Below are 15,865 nucleotides of genomic sequence, written 5' to 3' on the forward strand. Positions count from 1 at the left end.
CGCGTAATGCACGTTTCGCGCGTTACGCAACGGCACGCCGCGCAAGCAGGAGGCGCATATGAACCTGCTCACCGAACTGGTGGCTTTTCTCGTGGCGATCGGCGTGCTCGTCGTCGTCCACGAATATGGGCATTACAGCATTGCGCGCCTGTGCGGCGTGAAGGTTCTGCGCTTTTCGATCGGCTTTGGCAAGCCGATCGTGCAATGGGTCAGCAAGAAGAGCGGCACTGAGTGGACCATCGCGGCGCTGCCGCTCGGCGGCTACGTGAAGATGCTCGACGAGCGCGAGTCGGACGAGCGCATTCCAGCGCACGAACTCCCGCACGCGTTTAACCGGCAACCGGTCGGCAAGCGGATCGCCATTGTCGTGGCGGGCCCCATCGCCAACTTCCTGCTGGCCATCGCATTGTTCGCGCTCGTGTTCGCGACGGGCGTGAACGAGCCCGCGGCCATCGTCGCTGCGCCGCCCGCGCATTCTGCCGCGGCACAGGCGGGGTTCCAGGGCGGCGAAAAAATCGTCTCTGTCACGAATGCGAACGGCAACGACACCCAGCCCGTGCGTTCATGGTCGGATCTGCGCTGGAAGCTGCTGGCGGCGGCGTTCGACCACGGCCGCGTGGTGCTCGCGGCCCGCGACGGCGGCAGCACCTACGATTTCCCGCTTGATCTCGCCCAACTGCGCGGCAAGGACCTCGACGACGACTTCATGTCGCACCTCGGTCTCGAGGCCGGCGGCGGCACGCTGCAGGTCGCGGGCGTCGAACCGGGCAGCGCGGCGGAGCGCGCCGGCATGCGCAAGGGCGACCATCTGCGTGCAATCGATGGCCGTCCTGTCGACAGCGCGGGCATGTTCATCTCGTATGTGAAGGCACATGCAGGCAAGCCGTTGCGTCTCGAAGTCATGCGCGGCAACGCCACCCAGCCGCTGATGCTGACGGTCGTTCCGGCGGGCCAGCGCGACGAAGAAACCGGTGAGACAGTGGGCCACATCGGTGCTGCGCTCGCGGCGCAGGCGCCTTCGGTGGAGGTGCGTTACGGGCCGATCGAGAGCGTGAAGCTCGGCGCCCATCGCACCTGGGAGATCGCGGTTTACTCGCTTCGGATGTTCGGCCGCATGATTACGGGCGAAGCGTCGCTGAAGAATCTATCGGGCCCGGTGACGATTGCCGACTACGCGGGCAAGAGTGCGCGGCTTGGTCCGTCGGCATTTCTGTCGTTCCTCGCGCTTGTGAGCATTAGTCTCGGTGTGCTCAACCTGCTCCCAATTCCGGTATTGGATGGGGGGCATCTGTTATATTATCTGGTTGAAGCCGTAACGGGCAAAGCCGTATCCGAACGCTGGCAGCTCGTGCTGCAGCGTGCGGGCCTGGCCTGCATCGTCGCGTTGTCGGCGATTGCGTTGTTCAACGATCTGGCTAGGTTAATCCATTTTTAAAATGTCGGGCGGCGTCCGGGACGGGCTGCCTGACCTGATACAGCTATACATACCTGGGGAAGCACGTTGTTTAGACCTCATCGCTTGGTTCCAAAGACCGTTGCGGCCGCCGCCCTGGCCGCGCATGGACTGGTTGCTCATGCAGTAACTGCGGCAGCGACTACGCCGTTCGTGGTTCAGGATATCCGGATCGAAGGGCTGCAGCGCGTCGAGCCGGGCACCGTTTTCGCGTATCTGCCCATCAAACAGGGCGATACTTTCAACGACGACAAGGCTTCTGAGGCGATCCGCGCGCTTTACGCGACGGGCTTCTTCAACGACGTGAAGATCGCCTCCGAAGGCAACGTCGTTATCGTGCAGGTGCAGGAACGTCCGGCGATCGGCACGATCGACTTCGCGGGCATCCACGAGTTCGACAAGGACAACCTCACGAAGGCGCTGCACGCGGTCGGTCTCTCGCAGGGCCGCTACTACGACAAGTCGCTCGTCGACAAGGCCGAGCAGGAACTCAAGCGCCAGTACCTCACGCGCGGCTTCTACGCCGCCCAGGTGGTCACGACGGTCACGCCGATCGACAGCAATCGCGTCAGCCTGCTGTTCTCGGTGAACGAAGGCCCGAACGCGAAGATCCGCCAGATCAACTTCATCGGCAACAAGGCGTTCAGCAGCGGCACGCTGCTCGGCGAAATGCAGCTCTCCACGCCGAACTGGTTCTCCTGGTACACGAAGAACGACCTGTACTCGAAGGAAAAGCTCACGGGCGACCTCGAGAACGTGCGTTCGTACTACCTCGACCACGGTTATCTCGAGTTCAATATCGACTCGACGCAGGTGTCGATCTCGCCCGACAAGAAGGACATGTTCCTGACGATCGGGATTCACGAGGGCCAGCCGTACACGGTGTCGGGCATCCAGTTGTCCGGCAATCTGCTCGACCGCGAGGCCGAGCTGAAGAAGCTGATCAAGATCAAGCCGGGCGACAAGTTCTCGGCCGAAAAACTGAAGAGCACGACGAAGGCCATCGTCGACAAGCTCGGTGAATATGGCTACGCGTTCGCCACGGTCAATGCGCTGCCGAAGATCGACCAGGAACACCACAAGGTCGAACTCACGCTGCAGGTCGATCCGAGCCGCCGTGTCTATGTGCGCCGCGTCAACGTGATCGGCAACACGCGTACGCGCGACGAAGTCGTGCGCCGCGAAATGCGCCAGCTCGAAAGCTCGTGGTTCGACTCGAACCGCCTGGCGCTCTCGAAAGACCGCATCAATCGTCTCGGCTACTTCACCGACGTCGACGTGACGACGGTGCCCGTGGAAGGCACGGCCGACCAGGTGGACGTAAACGTCAAGGTCACGGAGAAGCCGACCGGCGCGATTACGCTGGGCGCGGGTTTCTCGTCGACGGACAAGGTGGTGCTCTCGGCGGGCGTGTCGCAGGACAACGTGTTCGGCTCGGGCAAGTCGCTGTCGTTGAACGTGAACACCGCGCAGACGTACCGCACGCTGTCCGTCACGCAGGTGGACCCGTACTTCACCGTGGACGGCATCAAGCGCATCACGGACGTCTACTACCGCACGTACCAGCCGCTGTACTACTCGACCGATTCGAGCTTCCGCATCATTACGGTCGGCGGCGATCTGAAGTTCGGCATTCCGTTCTCGGAAGTCGATACGGTGTTTTTCGGCCTGGGCCTCGAGCAGGACCGCCTCGACGTCGACGCCAACACGCCGCAGAGCTACAAAGACTACGTGGACCACTTCGGTCGCGTGTCCAACAACGTGCCGTTGACGATCGGCTGGTCGCGCGACTCGCGTGACAGCGCGCTCGTGCCGAGCAAGGGCTATTTCACGCAGGCGAACGCCGAATACGGCACGCCGGCGGGCGGGACGGAGTACTACAAGGCCGACGTCCAGGCGCAGTACTATTACTCGTTCGCGCGCGGCTTCGTGCTCGGCCTGAACATCCAGGGCGGCTACGGCAACGGCCTCGGCGGCAAACCGTTCCCGATCTTCAAGAACTACTACGCCGGCGGTATCGGTTCGGTGCGCGGCTATGAGCCGAGCTCGCTGGGTCCGCGCGACAAGTCGACGAACGACCCGATCGGCGGTTCGAAGATGGTTGTCGGCAACATCGAACTGACGTTCCCGCTGCCGGGCACGGGTTACGACCGCACACTGCGCGTCTTCACCTTCATCGATGGTGGTAACGTCTGGGGCAGTGAAGGCAGCAGCATCGGCGCGAACGGCCTGCGTTACGCCTACGGTGCGGGCCTGGCCTGGATCTCGCCGATCGGTCCGCTCAAGCTGAGCCTTGGCTTCCCGCTCCAGAAACACACGGGCGACCAGTACCAGAAGTTCCAGTTCCAGATCGGGACGGCATTCTGACGGCGCGAAACATACGCTGTACGGCGAAGTCGTACAGCGGGTTGTATGGAAATCGGAATCCAGAGAAACGAGAGGATGACTTTGCTAACGGGTAAGTATTCAAGACGGGTGATCGGGGCCATGGCGCTGTCGCTGGCGGTGTTTGCTCTCGACGCGGGCGTAGCCCACGCGCAGGAGGCGAAGATCGCGGCAGTCAACTCTGATCGCATCCTGCGCGAATCCACCCCGGCGAAGGCCGCGCAGACCAAGCTGGAAGCCGAGTTCGCCAAGCGCGACAAGGATCTGCAGGACATGGCGCAGCGTCTGAAGTCGATGTCCGAGTCGCTCGACAAGAGCGGCGTCGCGATGTCGGCCGGTGACCGCGCGCAGAAGCAGCGCGATCTGTCGCAGCTCGACAGCGACTTCCAGCGCAAGCAGCGCGAATTCCGCGAGGATCTGAACCAGCGTCGCAACGAGGAACTCGCCGCGGTGCTGGAACGGGCGAACAAGGTGATCAAGCAGATCGCCGAGCAGCAGCATTACGACCTGATCGTGCAGGAAGCCGTCTACGTGAGCCCGCGCATCGATATCACCGACCAGGTGCTCAAGGCGCTCGCCGGCTCGTCGGGCAGCAATTAAGCAGGAGCAGGACACGTATGGCTTTTACGCTTGAGGAACTCGCCGGGCGTTTCGGCGGTGAAGTGGTCGGCAACGCCGCGCAACGCGTCGGCTCGCTCGCGCCGCTCGACCAGGCCGGTCCGCAGCAGCTGGCATTCCTCGCCAATCCGAAGTATCTGGCGCAGGTCGAGACGACGCGCGCGGGAGCGGTGCTCATCAGCCCGGGCGACCTCGATAAGCTTGCTTCGCGCGACGGCCGCAACTTCATCGTCACACCCAATCCGTATGCTTACTTCGCGCGCGTCGCGCAGGCGTTCATCGACCTCGCCGCGCCGAAGGTTCAATCCGGCGTTCATCCGGGCGCTACCGTAGACGCTTCGGCGCAGGTCGCTGCGAGCGCGGTAATCGGCCCGAATGTGACGGTCGAGGCGGGCGTCGTAATCGGCGAGCATGTGCGTCTTGACGCGAACGTGTTCGTCGGACGCGGCACGCGGATCGGCGCGGGTTCGCATCTGTACCCGGGCGCCACCATCTATCATGGCTGCCGCATCGGCGAGCGAGCGATCGTGCACGCGGGCGCGGTGATCGGCTCGGATGGTTTCGGGTTTGCGCCCGATTTCACGGGCGAGGGCGAAGCGCGCACGGGCAGCTGGGTCAAGATTCCGCAGGTCGGCGGTGTGTCGATCGGTCCGGATGTCGAGATCGGGGCCAATACGACGATCGATCGCGGTGCAATGGCCGATACGATTATCGAAGAATGTGTGAAGATCGATAACCTCGTGCAGATCGGTCATAACTGCAAGATCGGCGCATACACGGTGATCGCCGGCTGCGCAGGCATTGCGGGCAGCACGACGATCGGCAGGCATTGCATGATTGGCGGCGCGGTGGGCATTGCCGGGCACGTGACGCTCGCCGACTACGTGATCGTCACGGCGCAATCGGGTGTCTCGAAGTCGCTGAAGAAGGCCGGTGTGTACACGAGCGCCTTCCCGGCGGTCGACAACGCCGACTGGAACAAGAGCGCCGCGCTGCTGCGCAACATCGACAAGCTGCGCGATCGCATCCGGGCGCTCGAGGCAGCGCTTCCCGCGAAGCCGCAAGGCGACGCGTGACAACAGGTAGCCCGGGCGCGGTGCGCGCGGGTACAACACGACCGGCGTCTTTCGTCAGGCGCCGGTTTTTTGCGTGCCGGACCGTGCTCCGGGCAGATCCGCATGCCGCGATCCGCGGGGCTGGCGCATACTGCGCGTCAGCGCCAAGCCAACGGCATCGGCATTCGCAGTCATCTTCGCGCAATTCCAGCGTGAGCAGAAATACCATGAACATCGAAAAACTCAACTTCGACATCCACAAGATTTTCACGCTGCTGCCGCATCGCTACCCGTTCCTGATGGTCGACCGGGTCATCGAGCTCGAGCCGCACAAGAGCATCAAGGCGTTGAAGAATGTGACGGTCAACGAGCCGTATTTCACGGGCCATTTCCCCACGCGCCCGGTCATGCCCGGCGTGATGATCCTCGAAGCGCTCGCGCAGACGGCCGCGCTGCTGACCTTCTCCGAACAGCAGCAGGACTTCGCGAACACGCTGTACTACTTCGTCGGCATCGACGGCGCGCGCTTCAAGCGCGTGGTCGAGCCGGGCGACCAGCTGATCCTGAACGCCACGTTCGAGCGCTACATGCGCGGCATCTGGAAGTTCAAGGCGCAAGCCGAAGTGGACGGTGTCGTCGCGTGCGAAGCAGAGCTCATGTGCACCGTGAAAAAAATGGATGCGGACGTGCAATAACGCGCGCCGCGGGGTGCCGTCGCGCGTCGCGTGATGCGCCGGCAGATAACAGAATCGGAAGCAAAGACGAATGAGCAGGATCCATCCCACCGCGATTGTCGAACCCGGTGCGCAAGTTGACGAATCGGTCGAGATCGGGGCGTACGCAGTCGTGGGCGCGAACGTGAGCATCGGCGCGCGTACGATTGTCGGGTCGCATACCGTGATCGAAGGTTATACGACGATCGGCGAGGACAACCGCTTCGGCCACTTTGCAGCGATTGGCGGCCGTCCGCAGGACATGAAGTACAAGGGCGAGCCGACGAAGCTCGTGATCGGCAACCGCAATACGATCCGCGAATACACGACGCTGCATACGGGCACGGTGCAGGACACCGGCGTCACGATCATCGGCGACGACAACTGGATCATGGCCTACGTGCATGTCGGCCACGACTGCCGCCTCGGCAGCAACGTGATCATGTCGAGCAACGCGCAGCTCGCGGGCCACGTGATCGTGGACGACTACGCGATCGTCGGCGGCATGACCGGCGTGCACCAGTTCGTGCGCATCGGCGCGCACTCGATGGTGGGCGGCGCATCGGCGCTCGTGCAGGACGTGCCGCCATTCGTGGTCGCCGCGGGCAACAAGGCTGTGCCGCATGGCGTCAACGTCGAAGGCCTGCGCCGCCGCGGCTTCTCGCCCGATGCGATTTCGGCGCTGCGCTCGGCTTATCGCACGCTCTACAAGAACGGCCTGTCGCTCGAAGAGGCGAAGGTCCAGCTCGCGGAACTGGCGGAGGCGGGCGGCGACGGCGATGTCCACGTCAAGGCGCTGATCGCGTTCGTCGAGCAGTCGCAACGCGGCATCATCCGCTAACCAATGGTCCTGCAAGCCCGTCCCTTGCGTGTTGCGATGGTCGCCGGCGAACCGTCCGGCGATCTGCTGGCGGCCTCGCTGCTCGCCGGCCTCACGGAACGCTTGCCCGACACGACGCAGTACTACGGAATCGGCGGTCCGCGCATGTCGGCTGCCGGTTTCGACGCGCACTGGCCGATGGAAAAACTCACGGTGCGCGGCTACGTCGAGGCGCTCAGGCACATCCCCGAAATTCTGCGCATTCGCGGCGAACTGAAGCACCAGTTGCTCGCCGATCCACCCGACGCGTTCATCGGCGTCGATGCGCCCGACTTCAACTTCGGCCTCGAGCACGCGGTGCGCGCGGCGGGCATTCCCACGATTCACTTCGTGTGCCCGTCGATCTGGGCGTGGCGCGGCGGTCGCATCAAGAAGATCCAGAAGTCGGTGGATCACATGCTGTGCGTCTTTCCGTTCGAGACGGCGATCCTCGAAAAGGCGGGCGTTGCGGCGTCTTATGTGGGCCACCCGCTCGCCGACGAGATTCCGCTCGAACCCGACGTGGCAGGCGCGCGCCGCGCGCTGGGCCTGCCCGAGAGCGGGCCGGTGATCGCCGTGCTGCCGGGTAGCCGGCGCTCCGAGATCAACCTGATCGGCCCGACATTCTTCGACGCCATTGCACTCATGCAGCAGCGCGAACCGGGTCTGCGCTTTGTGATGCCGGCGGCGACGCCGGCGATCCATGCGCAACTGCAGGAACTCGCGAGCACGCGCCAGAACCTCGCGTTGACGATCATCGACGGCCAGTCGCAGCTCGCGATGACGGCTGCCGATGCGATCCTCGTGAAGAGCGGCACCGTGACGCTCGAAGCGGCGCTGCTGAAAAAGCCGATGGTGATCTCGTACAAGGTGCCCTGGCTTACCGGGGAGATCATGCGCCGGCAGGGTTATCTGCCGTACGTGGGCTTGCCGAATATTCTGGCGGGCCGTTTCGTCGTCCCCGAAATTCTCCAGCACTTCGCGACGCCCGAGGCGCTCGCCGACGCCACGCTCACGCAGTTGCACGACGAAGCGAACCGGCGCACGCTCACGGAAATTTTCACCGAGATGCATCTGGCGCTGCGCCAGAACACGTCGCAGCGCGCCGCCCAGGTTGTGGCTGAAATCGTCGAGCGCCGCAGAGGGCACGCATGATGGACGACGAGACCGGGCGTGCGCGCAAGCCGGTGGCCAAGGGTGCTGCGAAAGCCGCAACGAAGGCTGCAACAAAGGCTGCAACTAAATCCGCTCCGAAAGCGCAGTCGGCGGCGGCGGCAAAGCGCGCCACGCGCCTCGCGCAGGCGCAGCAGGCTGGCTTGCTGTTCGATTCGCCCGACGACATCGTCTGCGGCGTGGACGAGGCCGGACGCGGTCCGCTCGCCGGACCTGTCGTCGCGGCAGCGGTGATTCTCGATCCGGCCCGGCCGATCGCCGGGCTCGACGACTCGAAAGCGTTGACAGCCAAGACCCGCGACGCGCTTTACGATCTCATCGTCGAGCGCTCGCTCGCGTGGTGCGTCGCGTCGGCGACGGTCGAAGAGATCGACACGCTCAATATCCTGCAAGCGACGATGCTCGCGATGCGGCGCGCAGTCATGGGGCTCGGCGTGACGCCGACGCTCGCGAAGATCGACGGCAACCGCTGTCCGGTGCTGCCCGTGCGCAGCGAAGCTGTTGTTGGCGGCGACGCGCTGGTGCCGAGCATTTCGGCGGCGTCGATCATTGCGAAGGTCACGCGTGACCGCATGCTGATGGAACTGCACGCGTCGTATCCGGCTTATGGATTCGACGTGCACGCGGGCTACGGCACGCCGCAACATCTGGCCGCGTTGCGTGAGCACGGTCCCTGCGAGCATCATCGCCGCTCGTTTGCGCCGGTGCGCGAGGCTTATGCGCTGCACGGCGTCGTGGCGACCCGCGCGGTGGCCGCGCGTCACTCCGCCGATCCGCACGACGACGCTTTCGCGCCGGTCTGATGTGGCCGCGCGTGTGCTCTGAGCGCCGCATCGCGCGGCGCGTTTTTCTTTTCCCGAATTCCTTTTATTCAGATCGCCAGGCCCGAACGTGAAAGCCATTACGTCACGCGACAATCCGCTCTACAAGCATCTGAAAGCGCTGGCTGGCTCGACGCATCAACAGCGCAAGAGCGGCCAGGCCCTGCTCGAAGGTTTCCATCTGGCGAGTGCCTGGCTCGACGGTGGCGGCCAGCCGGAATATTGCGTCGTGACCGACGGCGCGCTCGCGCACGAAGAGGCGCGTGCGATTGTCGCGCGCGTCGACGACCGGCGCGTGATCACGCTGCCCGATGCGCTGTTCGGCCAGCTTTCGAACGTCGTGCACGGCGTGGGGATGCTGCTCCTCGTCGATACGCCCGAGGCCGTCTTGCCGCAGCGCGTGCTGTCGACCTGCGTGGTGCTCGATGGCGTGCAGGATGCGGGCAACGTCGGCTCGATCCTGCGCAGCGCGGCGGCGGCGGGGATCGATAAGGTGTTCTGCACGCCGGGCACGGCCTACGTATGGTCGTCGAAGGTGCTGCGCTCGGCGATGGGCGCGCATTTCCTGCTGGAAGTGTTCGAGGACGTCGAGCCCGGCACGCTGGCCGATATGCTGGGTGTACCCGTCGTCATCACGGATTCGCACGGCGCGCAGGCCATCGACGAATGCGATCTCACGGGTCAGGTTGCCTGGGTGTTCGGCAACGAAGGGGCGGGCGTGTCGCAGGTATGGCGCGATGCGGCTACGCATCGAGTGACGATTCCGCAGCCGGGCGGCATGGAATCGCTGAACGTCGCGGCCGCCGCCGCTGTTTGCCTCTTCGAGCAATGCCGTCAGCAGCGCCGCGCGCGCTGAAGCCGGGTCCGCTCGACGCGGCTGGCCGGCCGCTACCTATTGCCGCGTATCAGTAAGCCGGCTTGTCGAGCCGGACCTCCTGCAGGATCGTCGTCGCGATCTCCTCGATCGACTTGTGCGTCGACGAGAGCCACTTGATCCCTTCACGCCGCATCATCGCTTCCGCTTCGTTCACCTCGAAACGGCAGTTTTCGGGCGCTGCGTACTTGCTGCCCGGGCGCCGCTCGTTGCGGATTTCGGCGAGTCGATGCGGGTCGATCGACAGCCCGAAAATCTTCTGGCGATGCGAGAGCAGTGCCGTCGGCAGCTTGCCGCGCTCGAAGTCTTCCGGAATCAGCGGATAGTTTGCTGCCTTCACGCCGTACTGCATGGCGAGATAGAGGCTCGTCGGCGTCTTGCCGCTGCGCGACACGCCCACGAGGATCACGTCGGCGTCCGCGAGATTGCGGTTCGACTGACCGTCGTCATGCGCGAGCGAGAAGTTGATCGCCTCGATGCGGTTCTTGTATTCGTCCGTGTCGGCATTCTGGTGGCCGCGGCCCATCGCGTGGCTCGACTTCAGCTCCAGTTCCTGCTCCAGCGGCTCGACGAAGGTCTGGAACATGTCCAGCACGAGTCCGTTCGCGCGCTTGACGATCTCGTTCGAATTGCTGTCCACGAGCGTGGTGAACACGATCGGGCGGCGGCCTTCGTGAACGGCGGCTTCGTTGATCTTTTCGGCGGTCGCGTAAGCCTTGTCCGTCGAATCGACGAACGGAACGCGCACGAGACGGAATTTCTGGTCGAACTGGGACAGGATGGAATGCGCGAAGGTTTCGGCGGTGATTCCGGTACCGTCGGAGACGATGAATACGGTGGGCGGCATTGACTGAAGCAGGGTACGTACGTTGCGATTGGACAGCTGGGAGACGGACGGAACACCCGGATCGCATCTGTCGGAATATTCCGGGGCACGATTCGGACCGACTGGCACATTTTCGGAGTCGGCACGGTAGAATAGCGGCAACCTGTTGGATAAGCAATTGCAGCACAACCACGCCAAACCGCAGCCAATGTGGCTGATTCTGGTGTCAACTTGCAGCGATTCCGTCTAACTTCGCGTAATCGCATGCATATCCCTGCTTTCCTGCCGCTGGATTCGGACTGCGGCAGCTTGAGCGATTGCTTCTCCAACAGGTTGCGCAAGACGCGGATCCGCTTCCCATGAGCGTTCCGCGTTCGAGCCCACTTGCGCAATCGTGAATTTTTTTCACACTTAGGGGCTTGTATGACTAACACCGTTGCTAAGGACCAGGCATATGTAGTGCCTTTCGAGCAGTTGCGGATGACCGATGTCGAGATTGTGGGCGGCAAGAACGCCTCGCTCGGCGAAATGATCAGCCAGTTGGCCGAGGCCGGCGTGCGCGTGCCCACGGGCTTCGCGACCACCGCGCTCGCGTTCCGCGACTTTCTGAAACACAACAACCTGACCGAGCGGATCGCTGCGCGTCTGGCTTCGCTCGACGTCGACGACGTCAAGGCGCTGGCCGAAGCGGGCAAGGAGATCCGTCAATGGATCGTCGACGCGCCGCTGCAGCCGCAGCTCGAAGCCGATATCCGCGCCGGTTTCGAACAGCTCCAGAACGGCTCGCCGGCTGAGCTGTCGTTTGCCGTGCGTTCTTCGGCGACGGCGGAAGATCTGCCCGACGCATCGTTTGCCGGCCAGCAGGAAAGCTACCTGAACGTCGTGGGCATCGAGGACGTGCTCGACCGCCTCAAGCACGTGTTCGCGTCGCTCTACAACGACCGCGCCATTTCCTATCGCGTCCACAAGGGCTTCACCCACGCCGAAGTCGCGCTGTCGGCTGGCGTGCAGCGCATGGTCCGTTCGGACGTCGGCGCCGCGGGCGTCATGTTCACGCTCGACACGGAATCGGGTTTCAAGGACGCCGTGTTCATCACGTCGAGCTACGGCCTCGGCGAGACCGTTGTGCAGGGCGCGGTGAATCCGGACGAGTTCTACGTCTTCAAGACCACGCTGGCACAGGGCAAGGCGCCGATCATCCGCCGCTCGATCGGCTCGAAGCTCATCAAGATGGAATTCACGCAGCCGGGCGAGCCGGGCCGCGTGAAGACCGTCGACGTCTCCCACGAAATGCGCAACCGCTTCTCGATCACCGACGAAGACGTGATCGAGCTGGCGAAGTACGCCGTCATCATCGAGAAGCACTACCAGCGTCCGATGGACATCGAGTGGGGCAAGGACGGCCGCGACGGCAAGATTTTCATCCTCCAGGCGCGCCCGGAGACCGTGAAGAGCCAGGCCGCGGGCAAGGTCGAGCAGCGCTTCAAGCTCAAGGGCCAGTCGCAGGTGCTCACCACGGGCCGCGCGATCGGCCAGAAGATCGGCGCGGGCCGCGTGAAGGTGATTCATGATCCGTCCGAAATGGAACGCGTGCTGCCGGGCGACGTGCTGGTCGCCGATATGACCGACCCGAACTGGGAGCCGGTGATGAAGCGCGCATCGGCGATCGTCACGAACCGTGGCGGCCGGACCTGCCACGCGGCGATCATCGCGCGTGAGCTGGGCGTGCCGGCGGTCGTGGGTTGCGGCGACGCGACCGATACGCTCAAGGATGGCGCGCTCGTGACCGTGTCGTGCGCCGAAGGCGACGAAGGTCGCATCTACGACGGCCTGCTCGAAACGGAAGTCAGCGAAGTGCGCCGCGGCGAGCTTCCGGCGATTCCCGTGAAGATCATGATGAACGTCGGCAACCCGCAGCTCGCATTCGACTTCTCGCAGCTGCCGAACGCCGGCGTGGGCCTGGCACGTCTCGAGTTCATCATCAACAACAACATCGGCGTGCACCCGAAGGCGATCCTCGAGTACCCGAATGTCGACGCCGACCTGAAGAAGGCCGTGGAAAGCGTCGCGCGCGGCCACGCGTCGCCGCGTGCGTTCTACGTCGACAAGCTGACCGAAGGCATCGCCACGATCGCGGCGGCGTTCTATCCGAAGCCCGTGATCGTGCGTCTGTCGGACTTCAAGTCGAACGAGTACAAGAAGCTGATCGGCGGCTCGCGCTACGAGCCGGACGAAGAAAATCCGATGCTCGGCTTCCGCGGCGCCTCGCGTTACATCGCCGAGGACTTCGCGCAGGCGTTCGAGATGGAATGCCTCGCGCTCAAGCGCGTGCGTGAAGAGATGGGCCTTTCGAACGTCGAGATCATGGTGCCGTTCGTGCGTACGCTCAAGCAGGCGGAGCGCGTGATCGGCCTGCTCGAGAAGTTCGGCCTGAAGCGCGGCGTCAACGGCCTGCGTCTCATCATGATGTGCGAAGTGCCGTCGAACGCGATCCTCGCCGAAGAGTTCCTGCAGTTCTTCGACGGCTTCTCGATCGGCTCGAACGATCTGACGCAGCTCACGCTGGGTCTCGACCGCGACTCGGGCATGGAACTGCTCGCCGCCGACTTCGACGAGCGCGACGCGGCCGTCAAGTTCATGCTCAAGCGCGCGATTGAAACGTGCCTGCGCCTGAACAAGTATGTCGGCATCTGCGGCCAGGGCCCGTCCGATCACCCGGACTTCGCCGAGTGGCTCGCGAAGGAGGGCATTGCGTCGATGTCGTTGAACCCCGACACGATCATCGACACGTGGGAGGCGCTCGCCAAGGCGCAGGCGAAGTAACGATCGCGTAACCAGCGCGCATCGCGTCCCGCGCGAAATGTGATGCTGCTCCGTGCGGGTTTCTCGCCACACGGAAAAAAGTGTCAGCTTCGTGCTATAACACCCCGGTCATGCCGGGGTGTTTTACTTTGGGAGGCGGAAGTGGGTCCACATGGTTTGTTCTGGTGGGTCGGCGCGGGCGTGCTGATCGTTGCCGAATTGATGACGGGCACGTTCTACCTGCTGATGATCGCGCTCGGCTTCTTCGCGGGTGTGCTTGCCTACGGGCTGGGTGCGCCGCTCGACCTGCAACTGGGCATTGCGGCTGCCGTCGCGCTGACTGCCATGATCGTGCTGCGGCGCTCGCGCTTCGGCCGACGCAAGCGCAGGGCGGACGCGTCGAGCGATCCAGGCGTGAATCTCGATATCGGCGAACCGGTGACCGTGCCCGGCTGGCAGGACCGCCGCGCGCGCGTCATGTATCGCGGCGCCGAATGGGACATCGAACTCGCGCCCGGCGAACCCGAGGATGCGCGTCTCTATGAAATCAAATCCGTGCGCGGCAGTTGCCTGATCGTCGCCGCGCGGCGCGGTGAGGCGCTCAACGGCGCGCGGCACGCATGAGCCGTCGCGCCTGACGTGCAGTGCCGTACCGTTTCATTCGTAGTCCATCGCATCTATCGTAGGGAAGGAGATCATCAATGCAAGTTCCAGTCGTCGGCCTGATTCTGCTCGTGATCGTCATCGTGCTGGTCGCGCAGACCGTCAAGATCGTGCCGCAGCAACACGCGTGGGTCGTCGAGCGGCTTGGCCGCTTTCACGCGACGCTCACGCCGGGGCTTTCGATCGTGCTGCCGTTCGTCGATCGTGTGGCGTACAAGCACGTGCTCAAGGAAATTCCGCTCGATGTGCCAAGCCAGGTCTGCATCACGCGCGACAACACGCAGTTGCAGGTGGACGGCGTGCTGTACTTTCAGGTGACCGATCCGATGAAGGCGTCGTACGGATCGAGCAACTATGTTTTCGCCATCACGCAGCTTTCGCAGACCACGTTGCGCTCCGTGATCGGCCGCCTCGAACTCGACAAGACCTTCGAGGAGCGCGACTTCATCAATCACAGCGTGGTGTCGTCACTCGATCAGGCTGCATCCAACTGGGGCGTGAAGGTGCTGCGCTACGAGATCAAGGATCTCACGCCGCCGAAGGAAATTCTCCACGCGATGCAGGCGCAGATCACCGCCGAGCGCGAAAAGCGCGCGCTGATTGCTGCGTCGGAAGGTCGCAAACAGGAGCAGATCAACCTCGCGTCGGGTGCGCGTGAAGCGGCGATCCAGAAGTCGGAGGGCGAGAGGCAGGCAGCGATCAACCAGGCGCAGGGTCAGGCGGCCGCGATTCTTGCCGTGGCGGAAGCGAACGCGCAGGCGATCCAGAAGATCGGCGCGTCGATCCAGGAGCAGGGCGGCATGGACGCGGTCAATCTCAAGGTGGCCGAACAGTACGTCGGTGCGTTCTCGAATCTCGCGAAGCAGGGCAACACGCTCATCGTGCCGGGCGACATGAGCGATCTGAGCACGATGATCGCTTCGGCGATGACGATCGTGAATCGCGCGGGCGTGCGCGAGCAGCAGGTGAAGGGCGCCTGATGCACACCTGAGCGCCGTGAGGCATCGGTAAACTGAAAACGGGCCGCAAAAGCGGCCCGTTCGCGTTGCAGGGCACGGTTCGGAAAGCGCCCTGCCGCTCAGGTCGGCGTGCGCATGAGACGCGCCTTTTCGCGCTCCCAGTCGCGCTTTTTCTCGGTTTCGCGCTTGTCGTGCAGCTTCTTGCCCTTCGCGAGGCCGATTTCGCACTTCACACGGCCGCCCTTGTAGTGGAAGTTCAGCGGCACGAGCGTGTAGCCGCGCTGCTCGACCTTGCCGATCAGCTTGTCGATCTCTTCGCGGTGCAGCAGCAGCTTGCGGGTGCGGACCGGGTCGGGGTTGATGTGCGTGGACGCCTCGGGCAGCGGGCTGATATGCGTGCCGATCAGAAACAGTTCGCCGTCCTTGATCACGACGTAACCTTCCTTGATCTGGCCGCGCCCCGCGCGCAGCGACTTGATCTCCCATCCTTCGAGCACGAGTCCCGCCTCGTAGCGCTCTTCGATGAAGTAATCGAAGAACGCCTTTCTGTTGTCGATGATGCTCATGAGGAAATGGAAAAGGCCCAACTCGTTTAAAATCACGATTTTAGCAAAGCGGGCCCACGAAAGCCCGATACGCTTTTATAACCCTCGCCACGCGTCGC

General features: G+C 63.6%; 14 protein-coding genes. 12 read left to right on the forward strand and 2 right to left on the reverse strand.

Annotated elements, in window-relative coordinates; translation table 11 throughout:
• The first annotated feature begins 58 nt into the window (after nucleotides 1–58).
• From rseP to Q0L30_RS09585, 9 genes are all read left to right on the forward strand, one after another.
• The gene (rseP, locus tag Q0L30_RS09545; protein WP_296654340.1) at nucleotides 59–1,435 is read left to right on the forward strand and encodes an RIP metalloprotease RseP; all 1,377 of its coding nucleotides are present in this window, start codon (nucleotides 59–61) and stop codon (nucleotides 1,433–1,435) included.
• 66 nt (nucleotides 1,436–1,501) lie between these two features.
• Nucleotides 1,502–3,820, forward strand: coding sequence for an outer membrane protein assembly factor BamA (bamA, locus tag Q0L30_RS09550; RefSeq protein WP_296654341.1), 2,319 nt, complete (start codon nucleotides 1,502–1,504; stop codon nucleotides 3,818–3,820).
• Nucleotides 3,821–3,901: 81 nt separating this feature from the next.
• Entirely contained in the window at nucleotides 3,902–4,438 is a 537-nt protein-coding gene (locus Q0L30_RS09555; protein WP_296654741.1) for an OmpH family outer membrane protein, read from the forward strand.
• A gap of 17 nt (nucleotides 4,439–4,455) precedes the next feature.
• Nucleotides 4,456–5,532, forward strand: coding sequence for a UDP-3-O-(3-hydroxymyristoyl)glucosamine N-acyltransferase (gene lpxD / locus Q0L30_RS09560; protein WP_296654343.1), 1,077 nt, complete (start codon nucleotides 4,456–4,458; stop codon nucleotides 5,530–5,532).
• A gap of 206 nt (nucleotides 5,533–5,738) precedes the next feature.
• Entirely contained in the window at nucleotides 5,739–6,206 is a 468-nt protein-coding gene (gene fabZ, locus Q0L30_RS09565) for a 3-hydroxyacyl-ACP dehydratase FabZ (protein WP_293036879.1), read from the forward strand.
• A 70-nt stretch (nucleotides 6,207–6,276) separates the two neighbouring features.
• Entirely contained in the window at nucleotides 6,277–7,065 is a 789-nt protein-coding gene (lpxA, locus tag Q0L30_RS09570; protein WP_296654346.1) for an acyl-ACP--UDP-N-acetylglucosamine O-acyltransferase, read from the forward strand.
• 3 nt (nucleotides 7,066–7,068) lie between these two features.
• Nucleotides 7,069–8,238 carry a lipid-A-disaccharide synthase gene (gene lpxB / locus Q0L30_RS09575; protein WP_296654348.1) on the forward strand — a complete coding sequence of 390 codons (1,170 nt, stop codon included), beginning with the start codon at nucleotides 7,069–7,071 and terminating at the stop codon, nucleotides 8,236–8,238.
• Nucleotides 8,235–9,059 (forward strand): ribonuclease HII, encoded by an 825-nt coding sequence (gene rnhB, locus Q0L30_RS09580; RefSeq protein WP_296654350.1) that lies wholly within the window; start codon nucleotides 8,235–8,237, stop codon nucleotides 9,057–9,059. Before lpxB ends, rnhB begins: the two co-directional genes overlap by 4 nt.
• Nucleotides 9,060–9,147: 88 nt before the next feature.
• Nucleotides 9,148–9,933, forward strand: a complete 786-nt coding sequence (locus Q0L30_RS09585; protein WP_296654351.1) for an RNA methyltransferase — start codon at nucleotides 9,148–9,150, stop codon at nucleotides 9,931–9,933.
• A gap of 49 nt (nucleotides 9,934–9,982) precedes the next feature.
• Here Q0L30_RS09585 and Q0L30_RS09590 read toward each other — a convergent pair whose 3' ends face one another.
• A complete protein-coding gene (locus tag Q0L30_RS09590) occupies nucleotides 9,983–10,798 on the reverse strand; it encodes a pyruvate, water dikinase regulatory protein (RefSeq protein WP_293039201.1) in 816 nt (271 codons plus the stop codon).
• 402 nt (nucleotides 10,799–11,200) lie between these two features.
• On the opposite strand from Q0L30_RS09590, the gene ppsA reads away from it, so the two are divergent.
• From ppsA to Q0L30_RS09605, 3 genes are all read left to right on the forward strand, one after another.
• Nucleotides 11,201–13,600: a phosphoenolpyruvate synthase gene (gene ppsA, locus Q0L30_RS09595; RefSeq protein ID WP_296654355.1), complete on the forward strand. Its 2,400-nt coding sequence runs from the start codon at nucleotides 11,201–11,203 to the stop codon at nucleotides 13,598–13,600.
• Nucleotides 13,601–13,741: 141 nt separating this feature from the next.
• Complete coding sequence (locus Q0L30_RS09600; protein ID WP_296654356.1) at nucleotides 13,742–14,203, forward strand: NfeD family protein; 462 nt, start codon at nucleotides 13,742–13,744, stop codon at nucleotides 14,201–14,203.
• A 77-nt stretch (nucleotides 14,204–14,280) separates the two neighbouring features.
• Nucleotides 14,281–15,222 (forward strand): SPFH domain-containing protein, encoded by a 942-nt coding sequence (locus Q0L30_RS09605; protein WP_296654358.1) that lies wholly within the window; start codon nucleotides 14,281–14,283, stop codon nucleotides 15,220–15,222.
• A 98-nt stretch (nucleotides 15,223–15,320) separates the two neighbouring features.
• Here the strand turns inward: Q0L30_RS09605 and smpB are convergent, their stop codons facing one another.
• On the reverse strand, nucleotides 15,321–15,767 hold the full coding sequence (gene smpB / locus Q0L30_RS09610; protein ID WP_293035513.1) for an SsrA-binding protein SmpB: 447 nt from the start codon (nucleotides 15,765–15,767) through the stop codon (nucleotides 15,321–15,323).
• Nucleotides 15,768–15,865 lie beyond the last annotated feature (98 nt).

The sequence above is a fragment of the Paraburkholderia sp. genome, assembly GCF_024281035.1.
GTDB lineage: Bacteria > Pseudomonadota > Gammaproteobacteria > Burkholderiales > Burkholderiaceae > Paraburkholderia.

Bases quoted from the DNA above. Each gene is read 5' to 3' on its own strand.
- smpB (WP_293035513.1), bottom strand. From the start codon at position 15,767: ATGAGCATCATCGACAACAGAAAGGCGTTCTTCGATTACTTCATCGAA.
- lpxA (WP_296654346.1), top strand. From the start codon at position 6,277: ATGAGCAGGATCCATCCCACCGCGATTGTCGAACCCGGTGCGCAAGTT.
- lpxB (WP_296654348.1), top strand. From the start codon at position 7,069: ATGGTCCTGCAAGCCCGTCCCTTGCGTGTTGCGATGGTCGCCGGCGAA.
- ppsA (WP_296654355.1), top strand. From the start codon at position 11,201: ATGACTAACACCGTTGCTAAGGACCAGGCATATGTAGTGCCTTTCGAG.
- rseP (WP_296654340.1), top strand. From the start codon at position 59: ATGAACCTGCTCACCGAACTGGTGGCTTTTCTCGTGGCGATCGGCGTG.
- lpxD (WP_296654343.1), top strand. From the start codon at position 4,456: ATGGCTTTTACGCTTGAGGAACTCGCCGGGCGTTTCGGCGGTGAAGTG.
- fabZ (WP_293036879.1), top strand. From the start codon at position 5,739: ATGAACATCGAAAAACTCAACTTCGACATCCACAAGATTTTCACGCTG.
- Q0L30_RS09590 (WP_293039201.1), bottom strand. From the start codon at position 10,798: ATGCCGCCCACCGTATTCATCGTCTCCGACGGTACCGGAATCACCGCC.
- Q0L30_RS09605 (WP_296654358.1), top strand. From the start codon at position 14,281: ATGCAAGTTCCAGTCGTCGGCCTGATTCTGCTCGTGATCGTCATCGTG.
- rnhB (WP_296654350.1), top strand. From the start codon at position 8,235: ATGATGGACGACGAGACCGGGCGTGCGCGCAAGCCGGTGGCCAAGGGT.